Raw genomic sequence first — 24,208 nt, forward strand, 5'->3', positions numbered from 1 at the left:
AGGACCCCTGCGGAGATCTTTCGCCGCATGATCGATCTGATGCTGGCCAAGGACATGAATGCCGTGGCAGAGCTGTGGGCTGCTGACGGAATCGCTGAGTTCCCTTTCGCGGCCGGGAACTTGCCTCGTGTGCTGCGCGGACGTGAGGAGGTACGTGCCTACCTCGCCCACTATCCGGATCTGATGGACATGAAGGAGGTGGCCGCGCTGACCGTGCGGCCAACGGATCAAGCGGACACCGTCGTGGTGGAGTGGACGGCCACCGGCCTCACCGTGGCCACTTCCCAGCCCTACCGCCTGGACTACGTCGTGGTCCTCACGGTCCGCGACGGGTTGATCGCTCTGTACCGGGACTACTGGAGTCCGCTGTCGGCGGCCGCCGCTGCCGGGGGTCTGGCCGGACTGATCGACTCGCTCGGAAGGAAGAACACCTGATGTCCGGAGTGCTCGTGACCGGAGGGACCGGCAAGACGGGCAAGGCGCTGGTGCGAGTGCTCCGCGGCGCCGGTGTGCGGACCCGGGCCGCCAGCCGGAACCCGGCCGCGGCCGATCCCGACGCGGTCCGCCTCGACTGGAACGACCCGACCACGTTCGGCCCCGCGCTCGACGGGACGGACCGGGTCTTCCTGCTTCCGCCGGTGGAGAGTGTGGACCCGCTGCCGCTGGTCGAGCCCTTCCTGCAGCAGGCGCAGCGGGCCGGTATCCAGCGCCTCGTGATGCTCGGCTCCGCCATCGTGCTGCCGAACGCACCCGGCGCTGCGGAGCTGGCCACTCGGGTCCGGGCTCTGCCCGGAGGTGTCGTACTGCGCGCTTCCGGCTTCATGCAGAACTTTCTGCGCCCGCACCCACTGGCCGAGCACATCCATCGACACGGTGAGATCCGCACCGCTGCCGGTGACGGCAGACTGGGGTGGGTCGACGCGCGGGACATCGCGGCCGGCGCTGCCGCGCTCTTGGCCGACTTCAAGGTGGACGCCCGAAACGACTACCTGATCACCGGGCCGTACGGGATGAGCTATCCACAGGCCGCGCTGATCATCACCGAGCGGACCGGCCGACGGGTTCGGGTGGAGCCCGTTACGGAGGAGGAACAGGCTGCCGCCTACCGTTCCTCCGGAATGCCGGCCGAGTTCGCTGCCGCCCTTGCCGCCGTCGAGCGCGGAATCAAGGAGGGACGCGAAGACCAGGTCAGCACCGCGGTGCTCGAACTGACCGGCCGTCCGCCGCGTACCTTCGCCGAATTCGTCGCTGACCACGCGTACGAGTGGGCTCGGTGACCGTGCGCCCGTGCCCGCTCCTCCTCTGCGCCGAACTGAAGCGGGGCAGCTGTCACTTGGCCTGGTGGAACTCCATGGTGCCGAGGGTCGTGATGTCCATCGCGCAACTCCACAAGGGGGCGAGGACCTGGGAAGTGCCGGGGCGGAAATTCGGTGTCCCGTCCGCCCGGTAGGGGCACAGGATGGCGACCATGACTCTGACCACCCCCGCCCTGAGCACCGATCGCCTGCGGCTGCGGCCCTTCACGGAAGCCGATGCGGACTTCCTGCACGCCATGCACGGCAGCGCGCACGTGATGCGCTACTGGGACTCCCCGCCGTGGACCGACCGGGCCCGTGCCGACCGCTTTCTCTCGATGTGCCGGACGATGGCGGAGGAGGGCACCGGCGTGCGGGTGGCCGTCGAGCGGGCTTCCGACGGGGCGTTCGTCGGCTGGGTCTGCCTGGTCGAGTGGAACCCGGTCTACCGCAGCGCGTCGCTGGGTTACTGCCTCGACGAGGCGATGTGGGGCCACGGCTACGCGACGGAGGCCGCGCACGCCCTGCTGCGGTGGGCCTTCGACACGCTGGACCTGAACCGGGTACAGGCCGAGGCCGACACGCGCAACGCGGCGTCCGCCCGGGTGCTGGAGAAGGTGGGCTTCGTGCGCGAGGGGACGTTGCGGGAGGACTGCGTCGTGGACGGCGAGGTGTCCGACTCCTGGGTGTACGGACTGCTCAGGCGGGAGTGGCGACCGTCGGCCGTCCCGGGCGCCGCCCGTTGAGCGGGCGGTCGCGCTTACCGGCGGGGGTCCGCACGCGTTCACCGGCGAGGGCCCGCGCCCGCCTCGCCGGCCGGTCCGTCCGTCCGTGTGGGCGGGCGGGCGCGGCGGACGGATGTGGAAGTTCTCCGACGGTTTCCGCACGGGGGGTGGCCGACGGTGCCGGGGTGGCTACCATCCCACGCGGAGTGCGGCGCTCGGGGGCGGAGGACCGGTGTGAGGCGACGTTCCAGCAGGGGACCCGTCGGGCCCGACCCGACGATCCGTCTGGCGTGCAGGCTGGTGAGCACCAAGGTCGGTGACCGGATCCTGCAGTGGTACATGATCCATCCCCTCCTGGTGTCCCGGCCTCCCGCGGGATCCGTCATCCGCCAGCAGGTCTGCCCGACCTGCGACCAGACCGTCTCGTGCGTCGTCCTGGGCGTGGCCGAGACGCGCAAGCGCCGACGGATCCGGGCGGCCCTGGCCCTGGCCGCCGCCGTCACGACCGTCGTCCTGATCGGGCTCAACGTGGTGACCTTCGATCCCGACGGGCACTTCGCCGCCACTCTTTCTTTGAGTTTCGCAGCCATGGGGACCCTCGTCGCCGCCGCTTTCCTCTGCGACTCCTGGCTGGCCGAAGACGGCGTGTGGCTGCGCAACCCGGAGACGGGCCGGAGGTACTGGCGGCTCGGTCCCGTCCAGGATCCGTCCCACGGGCTGACCTACAAGTGAGCCCGCGCTCCGGGTGGGGCTGGTGAACTCGGCGCGCAGTACGGCCTTTTGACGATACGTCGTGATCACTGCACGTTCCGCGTGCGTCCCTGAGGTGTTTCCCCGCCGCACTCCTTCTGTTCGCCGTGCCTGGCTACCTTCGCGTGGCCCGGTCCGGCCGCAGGAGAGGTATGTCCATGAGCACCCCTGTCCACCGCACCTCCGAACGGCCTTCCGTAGCCGCCCTGACATCGGCCCGGGAGCGTCGGGAGGAAGGCCGGACGGGAAGTTCTTCCGGGTCCCGGACCTCGGCGGAGCAGGCCCTCCTCGGACTGCAGTCCAGCGCCGGCAACCGGGCGGCGGCCGCCACGGTGCAGCGCGCCAGGGGCAGGACCCTGGAGCGGACCCCGGGGACCGACACCGACCGCCCCGGCTCCGCGCCCGGCGGCCGGCGCGACCCCGCCGGTCGCACCCGGCGCGGCTCCGAGTCCGGCACCCAGGGCATGGACATCGACCCCGCCCTCCAGGAGCAGGCCACCAGCGCGCGGCGCGCCGCCCTCACGGCCAGGTTCCCTCCCTCGGGCCGCACCCGGCGCGGCTCCGACACCGACACCCGGCCCGGCCCCGGCGGTCTCGCCCGGCGCGGCTCCGAGTCCGGCGCCCAGGGCATGGACGTCGACCCGGCCCTCCAGGAGCAGGCCACCACCGCCAGACGAGAAGCCCTCGCAGCCGGTTTCACCCCCTCGGGCCGCACCCGACGCGCCTCCGACGCCGACACCCGGCCCGCCCCCGCAGGCCGCACCCGACGCGGCTCCCAGTCCGGCACCCACGGCATGGACATCGACCCCGCCCTCCAAGCACAGGCCGCCACCGCCAGACGCGAGGCCGAGGAAGCAGCCGCCAGAGCGGCCCGCCTCCGTGAAGAAGCGGAGGCAGCCGCAGCCGCAGCGGAAAGGGAGAGGCAACTTCGCGCGGAGGCGGAAGCGGCCGAGGCCAAAGCCCGAGAGCGCATCGCGGCAGCCAAAGCAGCGGCAGCGGAAGAGGACCGGCGCCGCCGCGAGGCGGAAGCAGCCGCCGAGGCAGATCGACGCCGCCGCCTCGAAGAGGAAGCACGACCGCCCGTCGTCGAGGAAGCCCACACCGCCGTCGAAGAAGCAGTGACGCACACCGCCGTCGAGGAGGAAGAGGAAGCACGCGTCTCCGTGGAGGAGGTCACGCTCGCGCCCGAGGAACGCGCGGCCAGAGACAGACGCATCGCCGAACTCGAGGCCCGCTTCACCCCGTCGGGCCGCACGCGACGCGGCTCGGACCTCGACATCCGGCCCGAGCCCGCCGACCTCACCCGACGCGGCTCCGACTCCGGCGTCCGATACACGGCCCCCACCGAGGAAGAGGCGCCTCCCGTCGAGGAAGAGGAAGCACGCCGGTCCGAGGAACGCACCGCCGCCGACACCAGAGCGGAGGTCAGGAGTGATCGCCTGAAGGCGGTCGCCGAGAACGCGGACCACGGCAAGAGGCTCCTCGATCCCACGGACGCCCTGGGCAAGGGTGTCCAGGCCCCGACCGCCGCGGGCCTCGGCCAGGACGCCACCGCCGCGGCGGCCTCCGCCCCGAAGAACGACACCGCCGCCGCCGCGCAGGCTGCCGCCCAGACCCACGACGCCTCCGCCGCGGGAGTCTCCGGCGCATCGCTGAGCGGCCTCACCGAGCTCTTCTCCGGCGCGGCCAGCGTCGCCGATTCGTTCAGGAACCTGAGGACGGCTCTGAGCAAGGGGAGCGGGGCCGGGTACCACAACGCTCACAAGAAGGGGAAGACCAAGGCGACCGACGCGGGCATGAGTGTCGCCAGTACGGGCGCCAACGCCGGCACCATCGCCAAGGAAGCGGTCAAGCTGCAGGGGGTGGGAAGCACCGTGGCCTCCGCCGAGGCGAGCGGTGTGCTCAGCGGCGTCGCAGGTGTGGCCAAGGCCGTCCGGGCCGCGTTCAAGTCCAAGGGTGCGATCGCGAAGATCCACGGTCTGAGGCAGCTCCAGAAGCACAACGCCGCCCAGTCCCAACGGCTGCTCCGGCTGGAGGCCGAGGCCAACACCGCCGAGCTCAACGCCCGTTTCGCCCGCGAGGCCGTGGAGCGGGCGAGGGACGACCGCGAAGGCCGTACGGAGGAGGAGTGGGCGGCGGACCTCAGAACCGCCGGGGCCGCGTACGAGAGGACGGCGCTGATCGAGGCCCGGGCCAAGGCCGACTTCCTCAGCCTCGCGCGGGACCTGGAGGACCTGAACTTCGCCACGGATCTCGCGAAGAGCAGGCAGGTCAGCAAGGCGGTCAAGGAAATGGGGGGCGGCGTCATGGGCGAGGGCCTCAAGGGAGCGGGCGGCGTCGCGACCGTGGCCATCGCCGCCACCGTGGGCCTGGCGTCCAACCCTGCGGGCTGGATCACTGCCGCGGTAGGGGCGGGCCTCGTCCTCACTACCGCCGCCTACAAGGGAGGCAGTGCGGCCTACGGACGGTTCCAGGAGGCCCACCACCCCGAGCTCTACACGCCGGAGGGCGAGCCGATACCCACGGCCAAGGACACCGGGGATTCGCTGCTGCACGCCATGAAGTTCTGGAAGAAGATCACGAAGTACAAGCGCCAGCTGGCGGCGCACAAGATCTACAACATGATCTCCCGCGAGGGCACCGATCCCGCCCTGCGCGCCTCCGCCCTGCAACTGCTGATCCTGATCAAGGCCGGTCCCGAGGACCACAAGCTGCGACCGGCCGAGTGGGAGGCGCGGCTCATGAACCCGGCCGAGAAGGCCGACGTGATCAAGGAGATCACGGACCAGCTCGCCTCCAGTTGACGACGCGGGAGGGGCGGGAGCAGGGGGAAGCAGGCGATACAGGCCCGCCCCCTGCTCCCGGCCCGCTCAGCCGTCGGACGGATGCCCGCCCGGCGCCTCCCGCAGCGCCTCACCCAGCACCTCCCGCATGCCGACCGGTTCCCGCCCCAGCAGCTCGGCCAGCGCCGGGTCGGCCGTGGCGAACTCGCCGGCGCGGGCGGCGGCGAAGATGCCCAGGAACTGGTCGGCGTAGTGCGCGGGGACGCCCTGGGCCACCAGCTGGTCGCGGAAGGCGGCCTCGGGCGCGGTGCTCCGCGTGAACCGCCGGCCCGTCACCTCGGACGCCAGGGCCGCGATGTCGTCGAAGGTCAGCGCCCGCGACGCGGTGAGGGGCGGGGTGGGGCCCTCGAAGCGGCCCTCGTCGGCGAGTACGGCGGCGGTCGCCTCGGCGAGGTCGTCGTGCGTGGTCCAGGCGACCGGGCCGTCCGCGGGGAGCAGTATCTCGCCGGTCTCCAGGGCGTGGTCGAGGAAGCGCGTCGCGCTGGCGGCGTAGAAGCCGTTGCGCAGTGCGGTGAAGGGGACTCCGCAGCCGCGCAGGATCTCCTCGGTGGCGGCGTGATCGCGGCAGGCCTGGAAGTGGGAGGCCGCACCGGCGCCCATCTGGCTGGTGTAGAGGACCCGGCGGGCGCCCGCCGCGACGGCCGCCTCGATCGCGGTGCGGTGCTGCTTGACGCACTCCTCGCCCAGTTTGTCCACGGAGACGACGAGGACCTGGGAGGCGCCCTCGAAGGCGTGGGCGAGGCTCCCGGCGTCCGCGAAGTCGCCCCCGCGCACCCGCACCCCCTGGTCGGCGAAGGTCCGCGCCCGCGGACTGCCCGGGTCGCGGACGCTGACGCCCACCTGTTCCGCGGGCACCCGGGTGAGCAGGTGCTCGACGATCCGTCGGCCCAGCTGTCCGGTGGCTCCGGTCACGATGATCATGGCTCGCTCCAGTACTCGGGTGCTCTCGCACACGTGTGCTCATGGGTGTGTTTCCGCTGCTCTCCATGGAGTGTTTCCAGCGGAACCATTTCTACGGTAACACCGATAATTCCGATGAGTACACGGCTGCGATATCGTCGATACATGTCCTCTCGTTCCGACCGGACCCGGCAGCGGGTCATCGAGGCCGCCATCGGTCTGCTGACGCGCGGCGGCCGCGACGCCGTCACCACCCGCGCGGTCGCCGAGGCGGCGGGGCTGCAGCCGCCGGCCATCTACCGGCTGTTCGGCGACAAGGACGGGCTGCTCGACGCGGTCGCCGAGCACGGCTTCGCGAGCTTCCTCGCCACCAAGCACGTCGACCCCGACCCACAGGACCCCATCGAGGACCTGCGGGCCGGCTGGGACCTCGCGGTCGAGTTCGGTCTGGCCAATCCCGCGCTGTACACGCTGATGTACACCGAACCCGCGCGGACGGGTTCGGCCGCCTTCAAGACCGGCATGGAGATCCTGATGGGCCGTATGCGGCGGCTCGCGGCCGGCGGATGGCTCCGCGTGGACGAGGAGCTGGCGGCCCAGATCATCCACGCCACGGCCCGCGGCGCGGTGCTCACCTGGCTGTCCCTGCCCGAGGACCGGCGCGACCCGGCCCTGTTCACCACCCTGCGCGAGTCCATGGTCACCGCCGTCACCCACGAGCGCCCGGCCGTACGGGACGCCGGTCCGGCGGGCGCCGCCCGCGCGCTGCGCGCCACCCTCCCCGAGCAGACGGCGCTCAGCGAGGCGGAGCAGCGGCTGCTGGGCGAGTGGCTGAAGCGCCTCGCCGACGGCGGCTGATCCCCCGCCGGGGCACCTGACCGGCCTCTACCAGTGCGCCGCCCGGCAGGCCAACGACCTTTTCAGCCAAAGGAGTTCGGGCGTCATCGGGGCATTTTTCGCGTCAAACCCCCGACGGTTCCACGCCGTGGTCACGAGACCGACACGACGAGTGAGCACGACGTGAGCACAAGCGGTATGGTCCCTTCCCGAACGTCGAACGCCGGTCGTGGACACGGGAGTTCGAGGCGCTTCGGGATGCGCGGTCCCGTGCCGTTTCGAGTCCGCGTCACCGGCGCGCCCCCTGCTTCGTACCGGCCCTCGCGTGTTCCCGGGAGATCCATGTCGTGCGCCTTCGCCGTCCTCCGCATCGCTGCCGACTCCGCGGCACGGGGTGACCGCGGAAGACACCGGTCCGCTCCGGCCCGCTGAGAGCCCGATCGACGGCTTCCGATCCGTGAGGACCAGATGACTGAACTGATAGTGACCGCCACCGCCGTGCTGGCGGTGGCCGCAGTCGGGGCCGCGTGGTACTTCCGGCGCAGGGGCGAGCAGGCCCGGCGCCGGGCCGAGCAGCTGCGCGAACACGCCGACCGGCTCACCCTGCAACTCGTCGCGGCCGAGCAGTGCGTGGGACACCTCGCGGCCACCGTGATCCCGGCGGCGGCGAAGGGCGGGCGGGACGACTCCGGCCCCGCGGGCGGGCTGCTCGTACCGGCGCAGCTCGACGGGACACCGCTCGCCGAGCGGCTGCGTGCGGTACCCGGCGCGGTGGCCGCGGCGGTGGGAGACGTACGGACGCAGGAGCGGGCGGCCGCCGAGCGGGCCACGGCCCACGCCGCCGACCGGGTGCGGCAGGACACCGAGCGGCAGCTCGCCCAGGTACGGCGCGAGTCCGTCGGCGTGGCCCGGGCCGCCGTGCGCGGCTTCGCCAACAACGTGGTGGCCCGCTCCGCACGGCTCGGCCGGGCCGTCAGCCAGGGCGTACGGCGGCACATCTCGGACGAGGCGTACGCCACGCTCGTGGAGATCGACCACCTCGCGCAGCAGATGCTGCTCACGGCGTCCGGGTACTCCGTACTCGCCGGGGACAAGCTGTCCCGGCGCTGGCCCGCCACCACGTTGACCGACATCGTGCGGGCGGCCATGGGCCGGATCGAGGGGTACGAGCGGATCAAGCACCCCGAGATGGGGTCGGTGGTGGTCGAGGGCCGCGCCGTGGAGGCCGTCGTGCACGCGCTCGCCGTACTGCTGGACAACGCGCTGCGCTACTCGCCGCCCGCCGCCAGTGTCCACGTCTCACTGGAGCAGGGGCACCACGCCTGCTTCCTGATCGTGGACGACGCCGGACTGCGCATGGACGACGAGCGGCTGCTGTGGGCCAGCGACGTGATGTCCGGCGAACAGCGCGACGACATCACACGCCTGGGCGCCCACCCCCAGACCGGGTTGCGCGTGGCGTCCCTGCTGGCGGAGAGCTACGGCTTCCGCGTCGAGTTGACCGCGCCCAACATCTACCAGGGGACCCGGGCCATGGTCGTCCTGCCGAAGAACCTGATCGTCGACCCTGGGTCCGCCCAGCCGGTGCCGCAGGCGGTGTCCCGGACCGTGCCGCCTACGGCCGCCGTGCAGGAGACGGACCGGAACGCGGACCAGATCGTGGCCCGAACCGAGGACCGGACCGACGAGCAGGCCCCGGCCACGCCCTCCGGGGCGCCCGCAGAACCCGTCGCACCCGTCGCGTCCCTCGCGCCCGCCGCCGAGCCGGTGTCCGAGCCCGTCGCCCCGCCCGCCGCGGCCGCCCCCTCGGCCACCACCGCCAGCGGCCTGACCGTCCGCCGGCGCTCCACCGCGCCCACCCCCGCGCGCCGTCCCGCCGCCCCCGACGACACCGAGCCCGGCCGTCCCGCCGTCGCCGCCGCCTGGGCGGCCGGCACCCGCCTCGGCCGGGAGGGGGAGCAGTCCTCGCCGGGGCCCGCCGACACCACCGGCACCGCCGCGCGGACCGCCGCCCGCACCACCCCCCACGACGCCGCTGACGACGAAGGACTCTGATCGTGCAAGACACACACACCAACAGCCTGGGCTGGCTGCTGGACCAGGAACTCGGCAGCGTCGAGGGCGTCCGGTACGCCGTGCTGATGAGCAGCGACGGGCTGCTGAAGGCCCGCACCCAGACGATCGGCCAGGACGACGGGGAGAAGTTCGCCGCGCTGACGGCGGCGCTGCGTGCGGCGGGCAAGGCATGGGACGAGTTCACCGGCGGCGCGGGGATGCGGCAGCTGCTGATCGAGTCGGTCGGCTGCATCGGCCTGACGACGACCGCCGCGAAGAACACCATGCTGTCGGTGTGCACGACCGGTCCCGACGCCGACGTCGGTCTGATCTCGCACCACATGGTGCGGCTCGCCACCCGGGTGGGGCACGAGCTGGCCACGGAGGAGCGCGTGCCGGTCGCGGACGGCGGCTCACCGGTATGAGCGGGCCGCGGCGCGATCCCGACATGGTCCGGCCCTACGTCCGCACCCAGGGCCGGATCCGCGCGCGCGAGGACGTGCGCCTGGAGAGCGTGGTCATCGCCGCGACCGGTCCCACGGACACCCTCGGCCCGGACGCCCGCCGGGTGATGCGGCTCTTCGCCGGCGCGGACGGCGGCCTGGCCGTCGCCGACATCGCCGCCGCGCTGGAGCTGCCGCCCTCCACGGTGCGCATCCTCGTCTCCTCGCTGATGGACTCCGGCCACCTCTCCAGCCCGGTCGCCGCGATCGACGACCAGCCCGACTTCGACCTGCTGCAGGAGGTACTCCGTGGACTTCGCTCCATGGTCTGACCGGGCCGACCGGACCGACGAGTCCGCCGGGGCCGCGGGCACCGACCGGCCCGTCACCTACGTCCCCGCCACGGTGACCCGGTCGGCCAAGATCGTGGTCGCGGGCGGGTTCGGCGTCGGCAAGACGACACTGATCGGCAGCGTCTCGGAGGTGCGGCCGCTGCGGATGGAGGAGCCGATCACGCAGGCCAGCGCCGGTGTGGACGACCTGCGCGGCACCCCGCACAAGACGACGACCACCGTGGCGATGGACTTCGGCCGCATCCACATGGCCGGCGGGCGGATCGCGCTGTACCTGTTCGGGCTGCCGGGGCAGTCCCGGTTCCAGCCGCTGTGGGAGGACCTGGCCGAGGGCGCCCTCGGCTGCCTGGTCCTGGCCGACACCCGCGACCTCGACGCCTCCCACGACGCCCTGGGTCTGCTGGACGGCGCGGGCATCCCGTACGCCGTCGCCATCAACACCTTTCCCGGGTCCCCGAGTTACCCCGAGGCCGAGCTGCGCGAGGCGCTGGCCCTGGACCCGGCCACACCGCTGACGCACTGCGACGCCCGCGACCGCACCTCCTCCCTGCACGCCCTGATCACGCTCACGGAGTACCTCTCCGAGCACCGTTCAGCCGCACTCCTGGAGACCCGCCGATGACGTTGCCCTCCGCCGAGACCGCGCAGGCCGGTCCGTCGGGCCGGATCGCCCTGTACGCCCCGGAGTTCGCCGCCGACCCGCACGCCGCCTACCGGCGCATGCGCCGCACCCACGGTCCGCTGGTCCCGGTGGACCTGGCGCCCGGCGTGCCCGCGACCCTGGTGATCGGCTACTACCAGGCGCGCCGCATCCTGAACGACCCGCTGCACTTCCCGGCCGACCCGCGGGCCTGGGAGAAGCTGATCCCGGCGACCTGCCCGGTGCGGCCGATGATGGAGTGGCGGCCCAACGCGCTGCGCTCGGGCGGCGCCGAGCACGCCCGCTACCGGTCGGCGAACACCCACGCCATCGACCAGGTCGACCAGCACGGGCTGCGTGCCCTCGTGGAGCAGGTCGCCGACGGCGCCATCGACGGGTTCCGCGCCACCGGCTCGGCGGACCTGCTCACCCAGTACTCCTTCCCCATCGCCTTCCGGGTGCTGAGCGCGCTCCTTGGCTGCCCGGACGAGATCGGGCAGCGCATCGCCGACGGCATGGCGAAGATCTTCGACACCACCAACGCCGAGCAGGGCAACGTGATCCTCGCCCGGGCGGTGTCCGATCTGGTGACCCTGCGCCGGACCCACCCCGGCGACGACATCACGTCCCGGCTGGCCCTGCACCCCGTCGAGCTGAGCGACGAGGAGATGAGCCACCAGCTCGTCACGCTCTACGGCGCCGGCATCGAACCCATGACCAACCTGATCAGCAACACGATCCTGAAGATCCTCACCGACGAGGAGTTCTCCGCGGACCTGCACGCCGGTCTGTCCACGGTGCGCGACGCACTCGACGCCGTCCTCTACACCGACCCGCCGATGGCCAACTACTGCATCTCCTACCCGCCGTACCCCATCGACGTGGAGGGCGTGCTGCTGCCCGCCGACCAGCCGGTGGTGATCTCGATGGCGGCGGCGAACAACGACCCGGCCCTCACCGAGGGCGTCCCCCAGGGGCAGCACGGCGGCAACCGCGCCCACCTGGCCTGGAGCATCGGCCCGCACACCTGCCCCGCCCGTTCGCACGCCTACCTCATCGCCGAGACCGCGGTCACCCACCTGCTGGACGCGCTGCCGGAGACGGACCTGGCCCGCCCCCTCGACGAACTGACCTGGCGCCCGGGCCCGTTCCACCGCGCCCTCGAATCCCTGCCCGTCACCTTCCCCGTCGCGCAGACCGCCGCACAGCCCGCCGCACACTAAGGAGCCAGGCCATGGCGACCCAGCAGCCCGTCCTCGTCCTCGACCCCACCGGCGCCGGTCACCACGCCGAGCACCGCACCCTGCGGGAGGCCGGTCCCGCCACCCGGGTGGACGTCCTCGGGGTCCAGGCCTGGTCGGTCAGCGACCCCGTCCTCCTGAAACAGCTGCTGACCAGCCCCGACGTCTCCAAGGACGCCCGGGCGCACTGGCCCGCGTTCGGCGAGGTCGTCAGCACCTGGCCGCTGGCCCTGTGGGTGGCGGTGGAGAACATGTTCACCGCGTACGGCCCCAATCACCGCAAGCTGCGCCGCCTGGTGGCGCCCGCCTTCAGCGCCCGCCGGATCGAGGCGATGCGGCCGGCCGTGGAGGCCATGGTGACCGGGCTGGTCGACCGGCTCGCGGAGCTGCCCGCCGGGGAGCCGGTGGACCTGCGGCAGGAGCTGGCCTATCCGCTGCCCATCGCGGTGATCGGCCATCTGATGGGTGTGCCGGAGGACCGGCGCGACGGCTTCCGCGCCCTGGTGGACGGCGTCTTCGACACCACCCTGGACCAGGCCGAGGCCCAGGCCAACACCGCGCGCCTGTACGAGGTCCTCGACCAGCTCATCGCGGCCAAGCGCGCCACGCCGGGCGACGACATGACGTCCCTGCTCATCGCGGCGCGGGACGACGAGGGGGACGGCGACCGCCTCTCCCCCGAGGAACTGCGCGACACCCTGCTGCTGATGATCAGCGCCGGGTACGAGACCACCGTCAACGTCATCGACCAGGCCGTGCACACCCTGCTGACCCGCCCCGACCAGCTCGCGCTGGTCCGCAAGGGCGAGGTCACCTGGGGGGACGTGGTGGAGGAGACGCTGCGCCACGAACCGGCGGTCAAGCACCTGCCGCTGCGGTACGCGGTCACCGACATCGCCCTGCCGGACGGGCGGACCATCGCCCGCGGGGAGGCGATCCTCGCCTCGTACGCCGCCGCCAACCGCCACCCCGACTGGCACGAGGACGCCGACACCTTCGACGCGACCCGCACGCTCAAGGAGCACCTCGCCTTCGGCCACGGCGTCCACTTCTGCCTGGGCGCGCCGCTGGCCCGCATGGAGGTGACCCTCGCGCTGGAGAGCCTCTTCGGCCGCTTCCCCGACCTCCGCCTCGCCGACCCGGCCGAGGAGCTGCCGCCGGTGCCCTCGCTGATCAGCAACGGCCACCAGCGGCTCCCGGTCCTGCTGCACGCCGGCTGAGCGGCGGGCGACGGGACCGGGCGGCCGGGGACGACGGCGGAGGCGGCGATGGCCTCAGCCGAACATCCCCGGCCGGTAGTCGCCGGCCGGCTGCTGGGTGATCACGTTCAGGCGGTTGTAGGTGTTGATGACGGCGATCAGTCCGACGAGGGCGGTGAGCTGCTCCTCGTCGTAGTGCTTCGCCGCGTTCGCCCATGCCTCGTCGGTGACACCGCCGGAGGCGTCGGCGATGCGGGTGCCCTGCTCGGTCAGTTCCAGGGCGGCGCGCTCGGCGTCGGTGAACACCTTGGCCTCCCGCCAGGCGGCGATCAGGTTGAGGCGCAGCGAGGTCTCCCCGGCCTCCGCGGCGTCCTTGGTGTGCATGTCGAGGCAGAAGCCGCAGCCGTTGATCTGGCTGGCGCGGATCTTGACCAGCTCCTGGGTCGCGGCCGGCAGCGTCGAGTCGCCCACGGCCTTGCCGGCGGAGTTGATGTGCCGCAGCAGCTTGCCGGCGAGCGGGTTGCTGAAGAGGTTGAGACGCGCTTCCATGGTGGATCCTCCGTCGTCGCTTGTCCGGTGCCCGGTGTTCGGTGTCCGGTGTCCGGCTTCTTCGCCCTACACAGCTACGACGGATGCCGGCTGCGCGATGTGACAGGCCGGGGCGCGACCCGCTTGTGACCTGCGTCTCACCCGCTGGCGGTCGTGCGTTCCAGCAGTCGGCCCAGTGCCCGGGTCACCGCGGCGGGGCGTTCGTCCATCACCCAGTGGCCGGCGTCGTCCAGCATCGTCAGCTCGGCGCGGGGCACGGCCCCGGCCAGCTCGGTGGCGATCGCCGGGCTCAGGTACGGGTCGGCGCGGCCCCAGACGACCGCCGTCGGGCAGGTGATGTCACGCAGGCGGCGGCGCAGTTCGGGGCGGGCCGGGGTGCGGTAGTCGCCGAAGTAGTGGAGCAGCCAGCGGCGGCCCTCGGGGGTGGCCATCCAGCCGACGTAGCCGTCCAGGAGGTGCGCGTCGAGGTGCCCGGCGCGCACGAGCGGCGCGAAGGACCGGCGGTGCAGGGCGACGTACGGCAGGTGGAGCGCCGGGCGGCGGAGCAGGGGGCTGCGTCCGAAGACGCCGAGCAGGCTGAAGACGGCGTACCAGCGGCGGGTGAAGGTGGCGTGCGCGCGGCTGTTGAGGAGTGCCAGCCTGCGGACCCGGCCGGGGTGGTTCTGGGTGAAGCCGAGGGCGAGGAAGCCGCCGTAGTCGTGGCCGACCAGGTTCACCGAGTCCAGTTCCAGCGCGTCGAGGAGCCGGCCGAGCCGGGCGACCTCCGTGTCGTAGTCGAAGGACAGGTGCAGGGGGCGGTCGGAGGCGCCCCAGCCGAGCAGGTCGGGCGTGATGACCCGGTACCGGGCCGACAGGGGCGGCACCTGGTGACGCCAGCTGCGGTGGTCGGCCGGGTAGCCGTGCAGGAGCAGGACGGGCTCGCCGTCCGGCGGTCCCGACTCCCAGCAGGCGAGGCGGGCGCCGTCCACCGTGACCGTCCGGGGGCGGGTCTGGCCGTACGTGCTGCCGGGGCGCTGCGTGGTCATGGGTCTCCTCCGGGGTGGCTCGTCTCCCCACTCGTCTCCCCAACGGAGCGGATACCCGGAGGTGTCGCGGTCAGGGCTCGGTGTTCGGCCGAAAGAGGCGGGGATTAGCCTCGGTCCTGACAAGTCGGTACGGCCGGAGCCGGTCCGGCCGAGGTCGGAGCAGGAGGCAGGGATGGCGAAGGTTCCCAGCGCGGTGATCGCCGCGGGCGGTCTCGTCGGCGGGTACGGCGTGGCCCGCTGGACGAAGAAGCGGCAGCTCGGCGGGGCCGTCCTCGCCGTCGCCGGGGCAGCCGCGGCACAGCAGTGGCGGGCGCGGGCCGGCGGGAGGGCCGCGGGCGCGCTGACGGCGGCGTACGTCGCCGCCTTCGCCGGGTCGCACCCGCTGGCCAAGAAGGTGGGCGCCTGGCCCGCCGTGTTCGGTGCGGCGGGCGCCGTGGCCCTGGCCTCGTGGGCGGTCGCCGACCGGCGCGCCTGAACGGCGGCGCCGGTCAGGAGTGGTGGGTGAGCACGTTGATCACCCGGCCGTTCGGGTCGCGCACGAAGAAGCGCCGTACCCCCCACTCCTCGTCCTGCGGCTCCCGCACGATCTCGGCGCCCGACGCGAGCACCTGTTCGTAGACCGCGTCGACGTCCTCGACCTCCACGCTCAGGTCGGGGACGACGGGCGCCGTGCGCTCCTCGGTGAAGAGGCTGATCTGGGCGGTGGGGTTGGACGGGGAGGCCAGGGTCGTCACCCAGCCCATGTCCATGACCTCCTCGAAGCCGAGCAGGCCGTAGAACTCACGGCTCGTGTTCCACTGCTCCTCGGCCTGGACGTGGATGTTGGGGACGATCCTGCGGATGCTCATCGGGACTCCTCGACGTCTGGCGTCCGTACCGGTCGGGTCGGGTCGACGGGTGCGACGCTACGCGGTCTTCTGTCCTGGGCCCGCCGTTCCCGGCGCATCCGGCGCCGCCGTCGACAGCGGCTCGGCGATGTCCTCCAGCGAGCGGCGTTCCGCCTTCACCGCGAGGAACGCGGCGACCAGACCGGCCGCGCACATCAGCCCCGCGCCGATCTGGAAGGCCAGGACCGTGTCGCCGACCACGCCCGACTCGGTCAGGTCGGCGAAGAGCAGCGGGCCGCTGATACCGCCGGCGGCGGTGCCGAGGGCGTAGAAGAAGGCGATGGCCATGGCCCGGGTCTCCATCGGGAAGATCTCGGAGACGGTCAGGTACGCGCTGGAGGCGCCCGCCGAGGCGAAGAACAGCACCACGCACCAGCAGGCCGTCATGGTCGTCGCCGTGAGCGAGCCCCGGTCGAAGAGCCAGGCGGTGCCGAAGAGCAGGATGCCGGAGAGCAGATAGGTGCTGGAGATCATGATCCGGCGCCCGACGGTGTCGAAGAGGTGGCCGAGCACCAGCGGGCCGCAGAAGTTGCCCGCGGCGATGACGGCGAAGTAGTAGCCGGTGGAGCCGGTCGGCACGTCGAAGAAGGTGATGAGGATGGTGCCGAAGCCGAAGGTGATCGCGTTGTAGAGGAATGCCTGGCCGATGAAGAGGGACAGGCCGAGGACCGCGCGGCGCGGGTAGCGGCCGAAGACGGTCTTGGCGATCAGGCCGAAGCCGATGGACTTGCGCTGGTGGATGGTGATCTCACCGGCCGGTGGCGGCAGCTTCTCGCCCTTCTCCCGCTCGATCTCCCGTTCGACGGAGGAGACGAGGGTGTCCGCCTTCTCGCCCTGGCCGTGGATGAACTGCCAGCGTGGGCTCTCCGGCACGTGCCGCCGCACCAGCAGCACCACCAGGCCCAGGACCACACCGAGGGCGAAGCTGAGCCGCCAGCCGAGGTCCTTGGCGAAGATGTCGGTGTCCAGCATGACGATGGACAGCAGGGCGCCGCCGATCGCGCCCAGCCAGTAGCTGCCGTTGATGATGAGGTCGACCCGGCCCCGGTAGTGGGAGGGGATCAGCTCGTCGATCGCGGAGTTGATCGCCGCGTACTCGCCGCCGATACCGAAACCGGTGAGGAAGCGGAAGAGGAAGAACCACCAGGACTCGAAGGAGACCGCGGTCAACGCGGTGGCCGCCAGATAGACGACCAGCGTGATCATGAACAGCTTCTTGCGGCCGTGCCGGTCGGTCAGCCAGCCGAAGAACAGCGCGCCGGAACAGGCACCCGCCACGTACAGGGCCGCGGCGAGGCCGGTGATCTGGGCGGAGCTGATGTCCAGGCCGCTGCCGTCCTCGGCGATGCGTCCGGCGACGTTGCCGACGATCGTGACTTCCAGGCCGTCCAGGATCCAGACGGTGCCCAGTCCGATCACGATCATCCAGTGCCAGCGCGACCACGGCAGCCGGTCCAGGCGGGCCGGGACGGCCGTGGTGACCGTCCCGGTGGAGGCGGGCACCGAGCCCGACGACGACGCTTCTGCTGTCATGGCACCCCTCCGGCGGCTCTCCGTCGAGCGAACGCCTCACGTGTGCCCGGCGCCGGAGGGAACACGCCCGCCGCGCCGGGAGGCCATGGGCCGCCCGCGGCAGCCCTACGCCCCCAGGATGCGGGAGACCGCGTAGATCAGCAGCCCGGCCAGTGAGCCGACCACCGTGCCGTTGATGCGGATGAACTGGAGGTCGCGGCCGATGTTCGCCTCGATCTTCTTCGTGGTGTGCTCGGCGTCCCAGCTCGCCACCGTGTCGGTGATCAGGGAGGTGATCTCCTTGCGGTAGGTGGTCACCACGTACACCGCGGCGCCCTCCACCCAGCCGTCGACCTTGGCCTGCACCTTGGCGTCGGAGGCCATCCGGGAGCCCAGGGAGAGCAGCGAGGCGCGCACCCTGAGGCGCAGTTCGCTGCGCTCGTCCTCCGCCGCCGAGACGATCATGGATCGTACGGCCGTCCAGGCGGACGCGATCAGATCCTGGACCTCGCCGCGGCCCAGCACCTCGGTCTTCAGCCGCTCCACCCGGGCCCGGGTCTCCGTGTCGGACTGGAGGTCTGCGGCGAAGTCGGTGAGGAAGCGGTCCAGGGCGCCGCGCGCCGGGTGGGCGGGCATGTCGCGCATCTCGGTGACGAAGCGCAGCAGCTCCTTGTAGACCCGGTCGCCGATCTTCTTGTCGACGAACCGGGGGGTCCAGCCGGGTGCCCCGCCCTGTACGGCGTCCATCACGGAGTCGCCGTGCAGGATCAGCCAGTCGTGGGCGCGGGAGACGATCAGGTCGACGGCGCGCTTGTGACCGCCGTCGGAGACGACCCGGTCCAGCATCTTGCCGATGCCGGGGGCGATCTCCTGGGCGTCGGCCCGGCGGGTGATCGCCTCGCCGACCACGGCCTGGACGTCGGAGTCCCGCAGCACGGTCAGGGCGCCCCGCAGGGCGGCGGACAGCTCGGCCGTCACCCGGTCGGCGTGTTCGGGCACGGCGAGCCAGGCGCCGAGGCGGCTGCCGATGCCGACGGCGCGCAGCCGACGGCGCACGACGGCCTCGGAGAGGAAGTTCTCGCCGACGAACTCGCCCAGCGAGACGCCGAGCTGGTCCTTCTTCTTCGGGATGATCGCGGTGTGCGGGATGGGGATGCCGAGCGGGTGGCGGAAGAGCGCGGTGACCGCGAACCAGTCGGCGAGCGCGCCGACCATGCCCGCCTCGGCGGCGGCCGACACGTAGCCCGCCCAGGCGCCCGCGCCCCGGTGGGAGGCCCACTCGGCCAGGACGTAGACCAGGGCGACGAAGAGCAGCAGACCGGTGGCGGTCAGTTTCATCCGGCGCACGCCGCGGCGCTTTTCCTCGTCGGCCGGGCTGAAGGACGTCATCGCGCGGTCGCGGACCGCCCCCGCGGCCGCGCCGCCGGGAGCCGCCGCGCCCTCCCCGGCGCCCCCGGAACCACCCGTACCCCCCGCACCTTCAGGAAGTTCCGCCTTCGTGCGTTCCATCCACTCCACCGTTCGCTGATACGTCCCTCACACATTGTCCCTTCCTGACCGACTCCCGGAACGGAACACAAGTTCCCGGCGTCTGTCACGGGAGGGGGAACGCCCGGGGCTCCTGCGGCCTTTCTCCCGCCCATGACGCATCATGGGTTCATCGGACCGGAGCCTCGGGGCTCCCCTCGCCCGAGGAGAACAGCACAGCATGACCCGGGGTCGTGACGGAGGTGCGGGGGCGCCTCCCAGCAAGCACCGTGCCCTGCTCGCGGCGATCGTCACCCTGATAGTGGCGATCTCCGCGGCCATATACGCCGGAGCGTCCGCGGACGACGGCACCAGTGGGCACACTCTGCAGGCCGGAGGCCGTCTCCCGCGCGGTGACGCCGCCCCCGCCTCCACCGGCGCCTGGGTGGGCGCCTGGGCCACCGCACCGGCCGCGGCCGAGCCGGGCACCGAGACGACCGGCATGGCGGGCCGCTCCGTGCGCAACGTCGTGCACACCTCGGTCGGCGGCACCAGCGCGCGGATCACCCTGTCCAACCTGTACGGGCAGGCGCCGCTGACCGTCACGCACGCCTCGATCGCCCTGGCCGCCGGGCCCGACACGGCCGCCGCGATCGCCGACACCATGCGCCGGCTGACCTTCGGCGGCAGCGCCCGGGTGATCATCCCGGCGGGCGGCCAGGTGATGAGCGACATCGCCCGCATCGCCATCCCGTACGGGGCGAACGTCCTGGTCACCACGTACTCGCCCATCCCGTCAGGGCCGGTGACCTACCACCCGCAGGCCCGGCAGACCAGCTACCTCGCCGACGGCGACCGCACGGCCGACGTCACCGCCGTCGCGTACACCACCCCCACGCCGTACTGGCGCTACCTCACCGCGCTGGACGTGCTGAGCCACGAGGCCGACGGCACCCTGGTGGCGTTCGGCGACTCGATCACCGACGGCCTCGGCGCCGAGACCGACGCCAACCACCGCTGGACCGACATCCTCGCCGCCCGCCTCCACGAGGCGGCCGGCACCGACCGGGACACGCCCCGCTACAGCGTGGTGAACGAGGGCATCAGCGGCAACCGGATCCTCACCAGCAGGTCGGGCCGCCCGGCCGACAACCCGAGCGGACTGAGCCGCTTCGAACGCGACGTGCTGGAGCGCACCAACGTCAAGGCCGTCGTCATCGTCCTCGGTGTCAACGACATCCTGAACAGTCCGGAACTCGCCGACCGCGACGGCATCCTCACCGGCCTGCGCACCCTGGTCGACCGGGCGCACGACCGAGGGCTGCGGGTCGTGGGGGCGACGATCATGCCGTTCGGCGGCCACCGCGGTCACACCAAGGCCCGCGAGGCGATGCGGCAGGAGATCAACGAGGAGATCCGCTCCGGCCGGGTCTTCGACGCGGTCGTCGACTTCGACAAGGCCCTGCGCGACCCCTACGACCCGCGCAGCCTGCGCTCCGACTACGACAGCGGCGACCACCTGCACCCCAGCGACAAGGGGTACGCGCGCATGGGCCAGGTCCTCGACCTGGACGCGCTGAAGGGCGCGGCGCCGGTGGCGGCGTAACCGGCCCGCAGGGGAAGCGGGGGGCGCCGCCCGGGAAGCGGGGGCGCCGCCCGGGTCCCGACCCGGTGCGTCGGGAGGCGCCGCAGCTGATGCGGGTGTGAATCTCGCCGTAGTTCTCCGGCTGCCGGCCGGTGGGGCCGTTCGCGCCCACGCGGCGGAGCCGCAAATCGACACAACCCCGCGCCCCTGTCAGGGGCGACTGCGGGGAGCCGGGAGGGCCGTCCGCGCCGCGCTCAGTCCTCGCCCCGCCTGCGGCGGTCGCGGTCCTCGCGGCGCAGCTCGCGGTCCTCGCGGCGGGCGTCACGGTGCTCGCGCACCATGTCCCGGTGGTCGTCCAGCATCCTGCGGTGCGCGTCCGCCACGTCGTCCCGGTCCGAGGAGCGCAGCTCCCGCTGCGCGGCCCTGCGCTCCAGCTTCTCCTGCCGGCGCTCCTCCTTCAGCCGCTGCCGCTCCGCCCGCGTCACCTTGCGCTCGACGCCGACGCCGCCCCAGAAGGCGAAGCCCGTCACGATCACGCGCGGGGCGCCCGGGTCACCGGGGACGCCCTCCTCGCTGTGGTCGAAGCCGCCCATGATGCCGATGCCGCGCACGATCACCTCGACACCCGGCGGCACGATCACGTTCGCCCCGCCCATGATCGCGACGCAGTTGATCACGACCTCGCCGGCCGCGAAGTCCGCCTCGCGCAGGTCGATCTCCCCGCCGCCCCAGAACGCGAAGGAATTGAACCGCCTCGGCACCGTCCAGCGCCCCTTGCGCTGGAAGCCGGACATCACGGCGACCGCCCAGGTCGACGAGCCCTCGCCGCCGGTGATCCGGCCCGCCCAGCCGCCGCTCCGCTCGGGCTCCTTGGCCATCGACACCCGCGGTGCCGCCGCCACCCCGCCGACCGGCAGGTCCCGGGTGATCGGCGCCAGCTCCCCGTAGGTGCGGGCCTTGTAGGTGGCGTCCAGCCGCTCCTCGAACTCGGTCATGTCCAGGCGCCCCTCGGCGAGGGCGTCGCGCAGGACCTCGGCGACTCGTTCACGGTCGGCGTCGGATGCGCGGAGTTCCGGGGCGTCGTCGGTCATGTACAGCAGCCTACGAGGTCACCGCGCCGGACACTACGCGCCCGCGCGTTCCGCGTACATCTTCGCGATCACCGACTCGATGTCCGGCTCCCGCACCGACAGGTCCACCAGCGGATACTCCGCCGCGATCCGTGCCACCAGCCCGGCCGCCGACGCCGACGCCGGGAACGCCAGCCACTGCCGCGGCCCCTCCACCCGCACCACCCGCGCCGGCTCCGGCGCCCGGATCGGCGGCAACTCCCGTTCCAGGTCCACCACCAGGGTGCGTTCGCTCTCCCCCGCCTCGTGCAGACCGCTCAGGGGGCCGTCGTACATCAGCCGCCCGTGGTCGATGACCATCACGCGCGAGCACAGCTGCTCGATGTCCTGGAGGTCGTGCGTGGTCAGCAGCACCGTCGTACCGCGCTCGGCGTTCAAGTCCCGCAGGAATCCCCGCACCTTGGCCTTGGAGACCACGTCCAGGCCGATCGTCGGCTCGTCCAGGTACAGCACCTCCGGGTCGTGCAGCAGCGCCGCCGCGATGTCGCCGCGCATCCGCTGGCCGAGCGAGAGTTGACGCACCGGCACGTCCAGCAGCTCGGCGAGCTGGAGGAGTTCCACGCAGCGGTCCAGGTTCTCGCGGTAACGGGCGTCCGGGATGCGGTACATGCGGTGCATCAGCCGGTAGGAGTCGATCAGCGGCAGGTCCCACCACAGCGTCGTCCGCTGCCCGAACACCACCCCGATGCGGTGCGCCAGCCGGGTCCGCTCCCGGGACGGATCGATCCCGGCCACCCGCAGCCGGCCGCCGCTGGGCGTCAGGATGCCGGTGAGCATCTTGATCGTCGTGGACTTGCCGGCACCGTTCGGGCCGATGTAGCCGACCATCTCGCCGCGCGACACCGTGAACGACAGCCCGTCCACGGCCCGCACCTGCCGCCGCTCCCGCTTCAGGAAACCGGTCTTCCTGCGCACGTCGAAGACCTTCTCGACACCGTCCAGCTCGATGAAGGCCGGGGTCCGGGCACCGGTCGCCCCGTCCGACTCCGCCGTCTCCGCCATCCCCGTGGCCTCCGTCGTCTCCGTGGTCTCCGTGGTCTCGGTCGTCTCCGCCATCTCCGTCAGCTCCCCGTGCTCCGGTACGAACGCAGGCCCGCCCGCCAGGCCAGCCCCGCCAGCGCACAGCAGGCCGCGGCCACCAGCGGCGGCGTGAACGCCACCCACCCGGGCAGGTCCAGCGGATACGGCCGCTCCAGCACGAAACTCGCCGGCAGCCAGTTCACGAACGCCAGCGGCACCACGAACGTCGCCCCGCGCACCAGGTCAAGGGCGAACACCGCCGGCGGGTACTGCAGCATCGTCGTGCCGCCGTAGGTGAAGGCGTTGGACACCTCCGAGGCGTCCTGCGCCACGAACTGGAACGCCGCCGCCGCCACGAACACCGCGCAGAAGATCCCCGCCCCGCTGAGCAGCGCCACCGGCAACAGCAGCAGCTTCGCCGCCGTCCAGTCGACGCCGACCACCGCCAGCGCGTACCCGAGCACCAGCAGCCCCTGCACCACCCGGCCAAGACGGCGCAGCCCGAACCGGTCCGCCGCCACCTGCGCCAGCACCGGCACCGGACGCACCAGCAGCGTGTCCAGCGTGCCGTCCCGCACCCGGCGGCCCAGCCGCTCCATCGAGCCGATCGCCAGGTCGGCCAGCCCGAAGGACACCGCCGACAGCCCGTACAGGAACGCCACCTCGGGCAGCGACCAGCCGCCCAGCGCGTCGACCCGGGAGAACATCAGCAGGATCGCCACGAAGTCCAGCGCGGTCATCGCGAAGTTCCCGAACGTCGTCAGCGCGAAGGACGTCCGGTACGCCATCGTCGACCTGATCCACATCCCGGCGATCAGCCCGTACGCGCGCACCCCCTCGACGACCCGCCCGCGCCGCACCCCCGCCCCGGCCGCCTCGGCCGCTTCGGTCGCTTCGGTCGCCTCAGCCACCCTGGACCACCACCCGTCGCGTCGCCGCCGACTGCACCAGCCGGCCCAGCGCCAGCAGCGCCACCGCCCAGGACGCCTGGAAGAGATACGTCCCCAGCGGATCCGCCTCGCCGAGCAGCACGTCCGCGGGCGCCTGGAGCAGCGACGACCACGGCAGCGCCCGCACCACCTCGCCGAGCGCCCCCGGGAACACGTTCAGCGGCAGCAGCATCCCCGAGCAGAACAGCCCCGCCAGCCACGCCATCTGCGTCACCCCGGTGCCGTCCAGCAGCCAGAACGCCGAGAGCGCCACCAGGTAGCGCAGCGCGAAACCCACCAGCATCGCCAGCAGCAGCGTCACCAGGAACGCCGCCCACACGGACACCTCCCGCGGCAGTGCCACCGGGAAGAACAGCGACCCGAACACGAACGGCACCACGCCCCGGCCCAGCAACTGGAACAGCGCCCGTCCCACGTCCGCCGCCAGCCACCACAGCTGGAGATCCGCCGGGCGGTACAGATCGACGGCGACATCACCCGAACGGATGCGCTCCATCAACTCGTCCTCGAAGCCGCCGCCGCCGATCGCCAGCGCCGCCAGCAGCGCCTGCCCCAGCCACACGAAGGTCACGGCCTGCGCCTGGTCGTACCCGCCGAGCTGCGGTTTCTCGTCCCACAGCGCCAGATAGGTGTACACCAGGATCAGTCCGAAGACCGTGTTGGTGAACACCCCGGCGGCGGTCGCCGCCCGATACGTCGCGTACCGTCGGAATCCACCCGCCGCGACGGCCACGTACAACCGCCCCGAGCCCACCCGCACTGCCCTCCCCGTCCGACCGGCACCAAAGCGCAGGAGCCTAGT

General features: G+C 72.4%; 25 protein-coding genes. 14 read left to right on the forward strand and 11 right to left on the reverse strand.

Annotated features, from left to right (window positions below):
- The first annotated feature begins 27 nt into the window (after positions 1-27).
- Together IE258_RS11375 and IE258_RS11380 are read left to right on the forward strand one after the other, a co-directional pair.
- Positions 28-435 carry a nuclear transport factor 2 family protein gene (locus IE258_RS11375; protein ID WP_189742368.1) on the forward strand — a complete coding sequence of 136 codons (408 nt, stop codon included), beginning with the start codon at positions 28-30 and terminating at the stop codon, positions 433-435.
- A complete protein-coding gene (locus IE258_RS11380) occupies positions 435-1,277 on the forward strand; it encodes an NAD(P)H-binding protein (protein WP_189742371.1) in 843 nt (280 codons plus the stop codon). The genes IE258_RS11375 and IE258_RS11380 overlap by 1 nt, the downstream gene beginning before the upstream one ends.
- Before the next feature lie 52 nt (positions 1,278-1,329).
- Here IE258_RS11380 and IE258_RS11385 read toward each other — a convergent pair whose 3' ends face one another.
- Positions 1,330-1,470 carry a hypothetical protein gene (locus IE258_RS11385; protein WP_189742375.1) on the reverse strand — a complete coding sequence of 47 codons (141 nt, stop codon included), beginning with the start codon at positions 1,468-1,470 and terminating at the stop codon, positions 1,330-1,332.
- Here IE258_RS11385 and IE258_RS11390 point away from each other — a divergent pair.
- The 3 genes from IE258_RS11390 (at position 1,469) to IE258_RS11400 (ending at position 5,574) form a co-directional block, all read left to right on the forward strand.
- The gene (locus tag IE258_RS11390; RefSeq protein WP_189742378.1) at positions 1,469-2,041 is read left to right on the forward strand and encodes a GNAT family N-acetyltransferase; all 573 of its coding nucleotides are present in this window, start codon (positions 1,469-1,471) and stop codon (positions 2,039-2,041) included. The two genes, IE258_RS11385 and IE258_RS11390, sit on opposite strands and share 2 nt — an antisense overlap.
- A gap of 279 nt (positions 2,042-2,320) precedes the next feature.
- On the forward strand, positions 2,321-2,752 hold the full coding sequence (locus IE258_RS11395; protein ID WP_189742381.1) for a hypothetical protein: 432 nt from the start codon (positions 2,321-2,323) through the stop codon (positions 2,750-2,752).
- A 176-nt stretch (positions 2,753-2,928) separates the two neighbouring features.
- Positions 2,929-5,574: a hypothetical protein gene (locus tag IE258_RS11400; RefSeq protein WP_189742384.1), complete on the forward strand. Its 2,646-nt coding sequence runs from the start codon at positions 2,929-2,931 to the stop codon at positions 5,572-5,574.
- Positions 5,575-5,640: 66 nt separating this feature from the next.
- On the opposite strand, the gene IE258_RS11405 is transcribed toward IE258_RS11400, so the two are convergent.
- Positions 5,641-6,534, reverse strand: coding sequence for an NmrA family NAD(P)-binding protein (locus tag IE258_RS11405; protein WP_189742386.1), 894 nt, complete (start codon positions 6,532-6,534; stop codon positions 5,641-5,643).
- Positions 6,535-6,678: 144 nt separating this feature from the next.
- Between IE258_RS11405 and IE258_RS11410 the strand changes: the two genes are divergently transcribed.
- The 7 genes from IE258_RS11410 to IE258_RS11440 all read left to right on the forward strand — a co-directional run bounded on the left by IE258_RS11410 (position 6,679) and on the right by IE258_RS11440 (position 13,302).
- Complete coding sequence (locus IE258_RS11410; protein ID WP_229892056.1) at positions 6,679-7,371, forward strand: TetR/AcrR family transcriptional regulator; 693 nt, start codon at positions 6,679-6,681, stop codon at positions 7,369-7,371.
- Positions 7,372-7,818: 447 nt separating this feature from the next.
- Positions 7,819-9,405, forward strand: coding sequence for an ATP-binding protein (locus tag IE258_RS11415; RefSeq protein ID WP_189742393.1), 1,587 nt, complete (start codon positions 7,819-7,821; stop codon positions 9,403-9,405).
- A gap of 2 nt (positions 9,406-9,407) precedes the next feature.
- A complete protein-coding gene (locus tag IE258_RS11420; protein WP_087809118.1) occupies positions 9,408-9,830 on the forward strand; it encodes a roadblock/LC7 domain-containing protein in 423 nt (140 codons plus the stop codon).
- A complete protein-coding gene (locus tag IE258_RS11425; protein WP_159328847.1) occupies positions 9,827-10,180 on the forward strand; it encodes a DUF742 domain-containing protein in 354 nt (117 codons plus the stop codon). Before IE258_RS11420 ends, IE258_RS11425 begins: the two co-directional genes overlap by 4 nt.
- A gap of 94 nt (positions 10,181-10,274) precedes the next feature.
- Positions 10,275-10,823: a GTP-binding protein gene (locus IE258_RS11430; protein ID WP_159328872.1), complete on the forward strand. Its 549-nt coding sequence runs from the start codon at positions 10,275-10,277 to the stop codon at positions 10,821-10,823.
- On the forward strand, positions 10,820-12,064 hold the full coding sequence (locus tag IE258_RS11435) for a cytochrome P450 (protein ID WP_189742396.1): 1,245 nt from the start codon (positions 10,820-10,822) through the stop codon (positions 12,062-12,064). Before IE258_RS11430 ends, IE258_RS11435 begins: the two co-directional genes overlap by 4 nt.
- Before the next feature lie 11 nt (positions 12,065-12,075).
- The gene (locus tag IE258_RS11440) at positions 12,076-13,302 is read left to right on the forward strand and encodes a cytochrome P450 family protein (protein ID WP_189742399.1); all 1,227 of its coding nucleotides are present in this window, start codon (positions 12,076-12,078) and stop codon (positions 13,300-13,302) included.
- A 54-nt stretch (positions 13,303-13,356) separates the two neighbouring features.
- On the opposite strand, the gene IE258_RS11445 is transcribed toward IE258_RS11440, so the two are convergent.
- Complete coding sequence (locus IE258_RS11445) at positions 13,357-13,830, reverse strand: carboxymuconolactone decarboxylase family protein (protein WP_189742401.1); 474 nt, start codon at positions 13,828-13,830, stop codon at positions 13,357-13,359.
- A 137-nt stretch (positions 13,831-13,967) separates the two neighbouring features.
- Positions 13,968-14,855: an alpha/beta fold hydrolase gene (locus IE258_RS11450; protein WP_189742404.1), complete on the reverse strand. Its 888-nt coding sequence runs from the start codon at positions 14,853-14,855 to the stop codon at positions 13,968-13,970.
- 172 nt (positions 14,856-15,027) lie between these two features.
- On the opposite strand from IE258_RS11450, the gene IE258_RS11455 reads away from it, so the two are divergent.
- The gene (locus IE258_RS11455) at positions 15,028-15,330 is read left to right on the forward strand and encodes a hypothetical protein (RefSeq protein ID WP_161376679.1); all 303 of its coding nucleotides are present in this window, start codon (positions 15,028-15,030) and stop codon (positions 15,328-15,330) included.
- Between the two features lie 13 nt (positions 15,331-15,343).
- Here the strand turns inward: IE258_RS11455 and IE258_RS11460 are convergent, their stop codons facing one another.
- The 3 genes from IE258_RS11460 to IE258_RS11470 all read right to left on the reverse strand — a co-directional run bounded on the left by IE258_RS11460 (position 15,344) and on the right by IE258_RS11470 (position 18,763).
- Positions 15,344-15,703, reverse strand: coding sequence for a VOC family protein (locus tag IE258_RS11460; RefSeq protein ID WP_189742406.1), 360 nt, complete (start codon positions 15,701-15,703; stop codon positions 15,344-15,346).
- A 57-nt stretch (positions 15,704-15,760) separates the two neighbouring features.
- Complete coding sequence (locus tag IE258_RS11465) at positions 15,761-17,275, reverse strand: MFS transporter (protein WP_189742409.1); 1,515 nt, start codon at positions 17,273-17,275, stop codon at positions 15,761-15,763.
- Between the two features lie 105 nt (positions 17,276-17,380).
- Positions 17,381-18,763, reverse strand: a complete 1,383-nt coding sequence (locus IE258_RS11470) for a DUF445 domain-containing protein (RefSeq protein WP_189742412.1) — start codon at positions 18,761-18,763, stop codon at positions 17,381-17,383.
- A gap of 199 nt (positions 18,764-18,962) precedes the next feature.
- Between IE258_RS11470 and IE258_RS11475 the strand changes: the two genes are divergently transcribed.
- Positions 18,963-20,327 carry an SGNH/GDSL hydrolase family protein gene (locus IE258_RS11475; protein ID WP_189742415.1) on the forward strand — a complete coding sequence of 455 codons (1,365 nt, stop codon included), beginning with the start codon at positions 18,963-18,965 and terminating at the stop codon, positions 20,325-20,327.
- Positions 20,328-20,560: 233 nt separating this feature from the next.
- Here IE258_RS11475 and IE258_RS11480 read toward each other — a convergent pair whose 3' ends face one another.
- Genes IE258_RS11480 through IE258_RS11495 form a run of 4 tightly spaced genes read right to left on the reverse strand, consistent with a single transcriptional unit; the run spans position 20,561 to position 24,166 of the window.
- The gene (locus tag IE258_RS11480) at positions 20,561-21,397 is read right to left on the reverse strand and encodes a DUF1707 SHOCT-like domain-containing protein (RefSeq protein WP_189742418.1); all 837 of its coding nucleotides are present in this window, start codon (positions 21,395-21,397) and stop codon (positions 20,561-20,563) included.
- A gap of 33 nt (positions 21,398-21,430) precedes the next feature.
- Entirely contained in the window at positions 21,431-22,438 is a 1,008-nt protein-coding gene (locus IE258_RS11485; RefSeq protein ID WP_189742669.1) for an ABC transporter ATP-binding protein, read from the reverse strand.
- 59 nt (positions 22,439-22,497) lie between these two features.
- Positions 22,498-23,316, reverse strand: coding sequence for an ABC transporter permease (locus tag IE258_RS11490; RefSeq protein ID WP_373309746.1), 819 nt, complete (start codon positions 23,314-23,316; stop codon positions 22,498-22,500).
- 43 nt (positions 23,317-23,359) lie between these two features.
- Positions 23,360-24,166 carry an ABC transporter permease gene (locus IE258_RS11495; RefSeq protein WP_142199335.1) on the reverse strand — a complete coding sequence of 269 codons (807 nt, stop codon included), beginning with the start codon at positions 24,164-24,166 and terminating at the stop codon, positions 23,360-23,362.
- Positions 24,167-24,208: the final 42 nt, after the last annotated feature.

Origin of the sequence: Streptomyces tendae (genome assembly GCF_014650435.1) — a bacterium.
Classification (GTDB): Bacteria; Actinomycetota; Actinomycetes; order Streptomycetales; family Streptomycetaceae; genus Streptomyces; species Streptomyces tendae.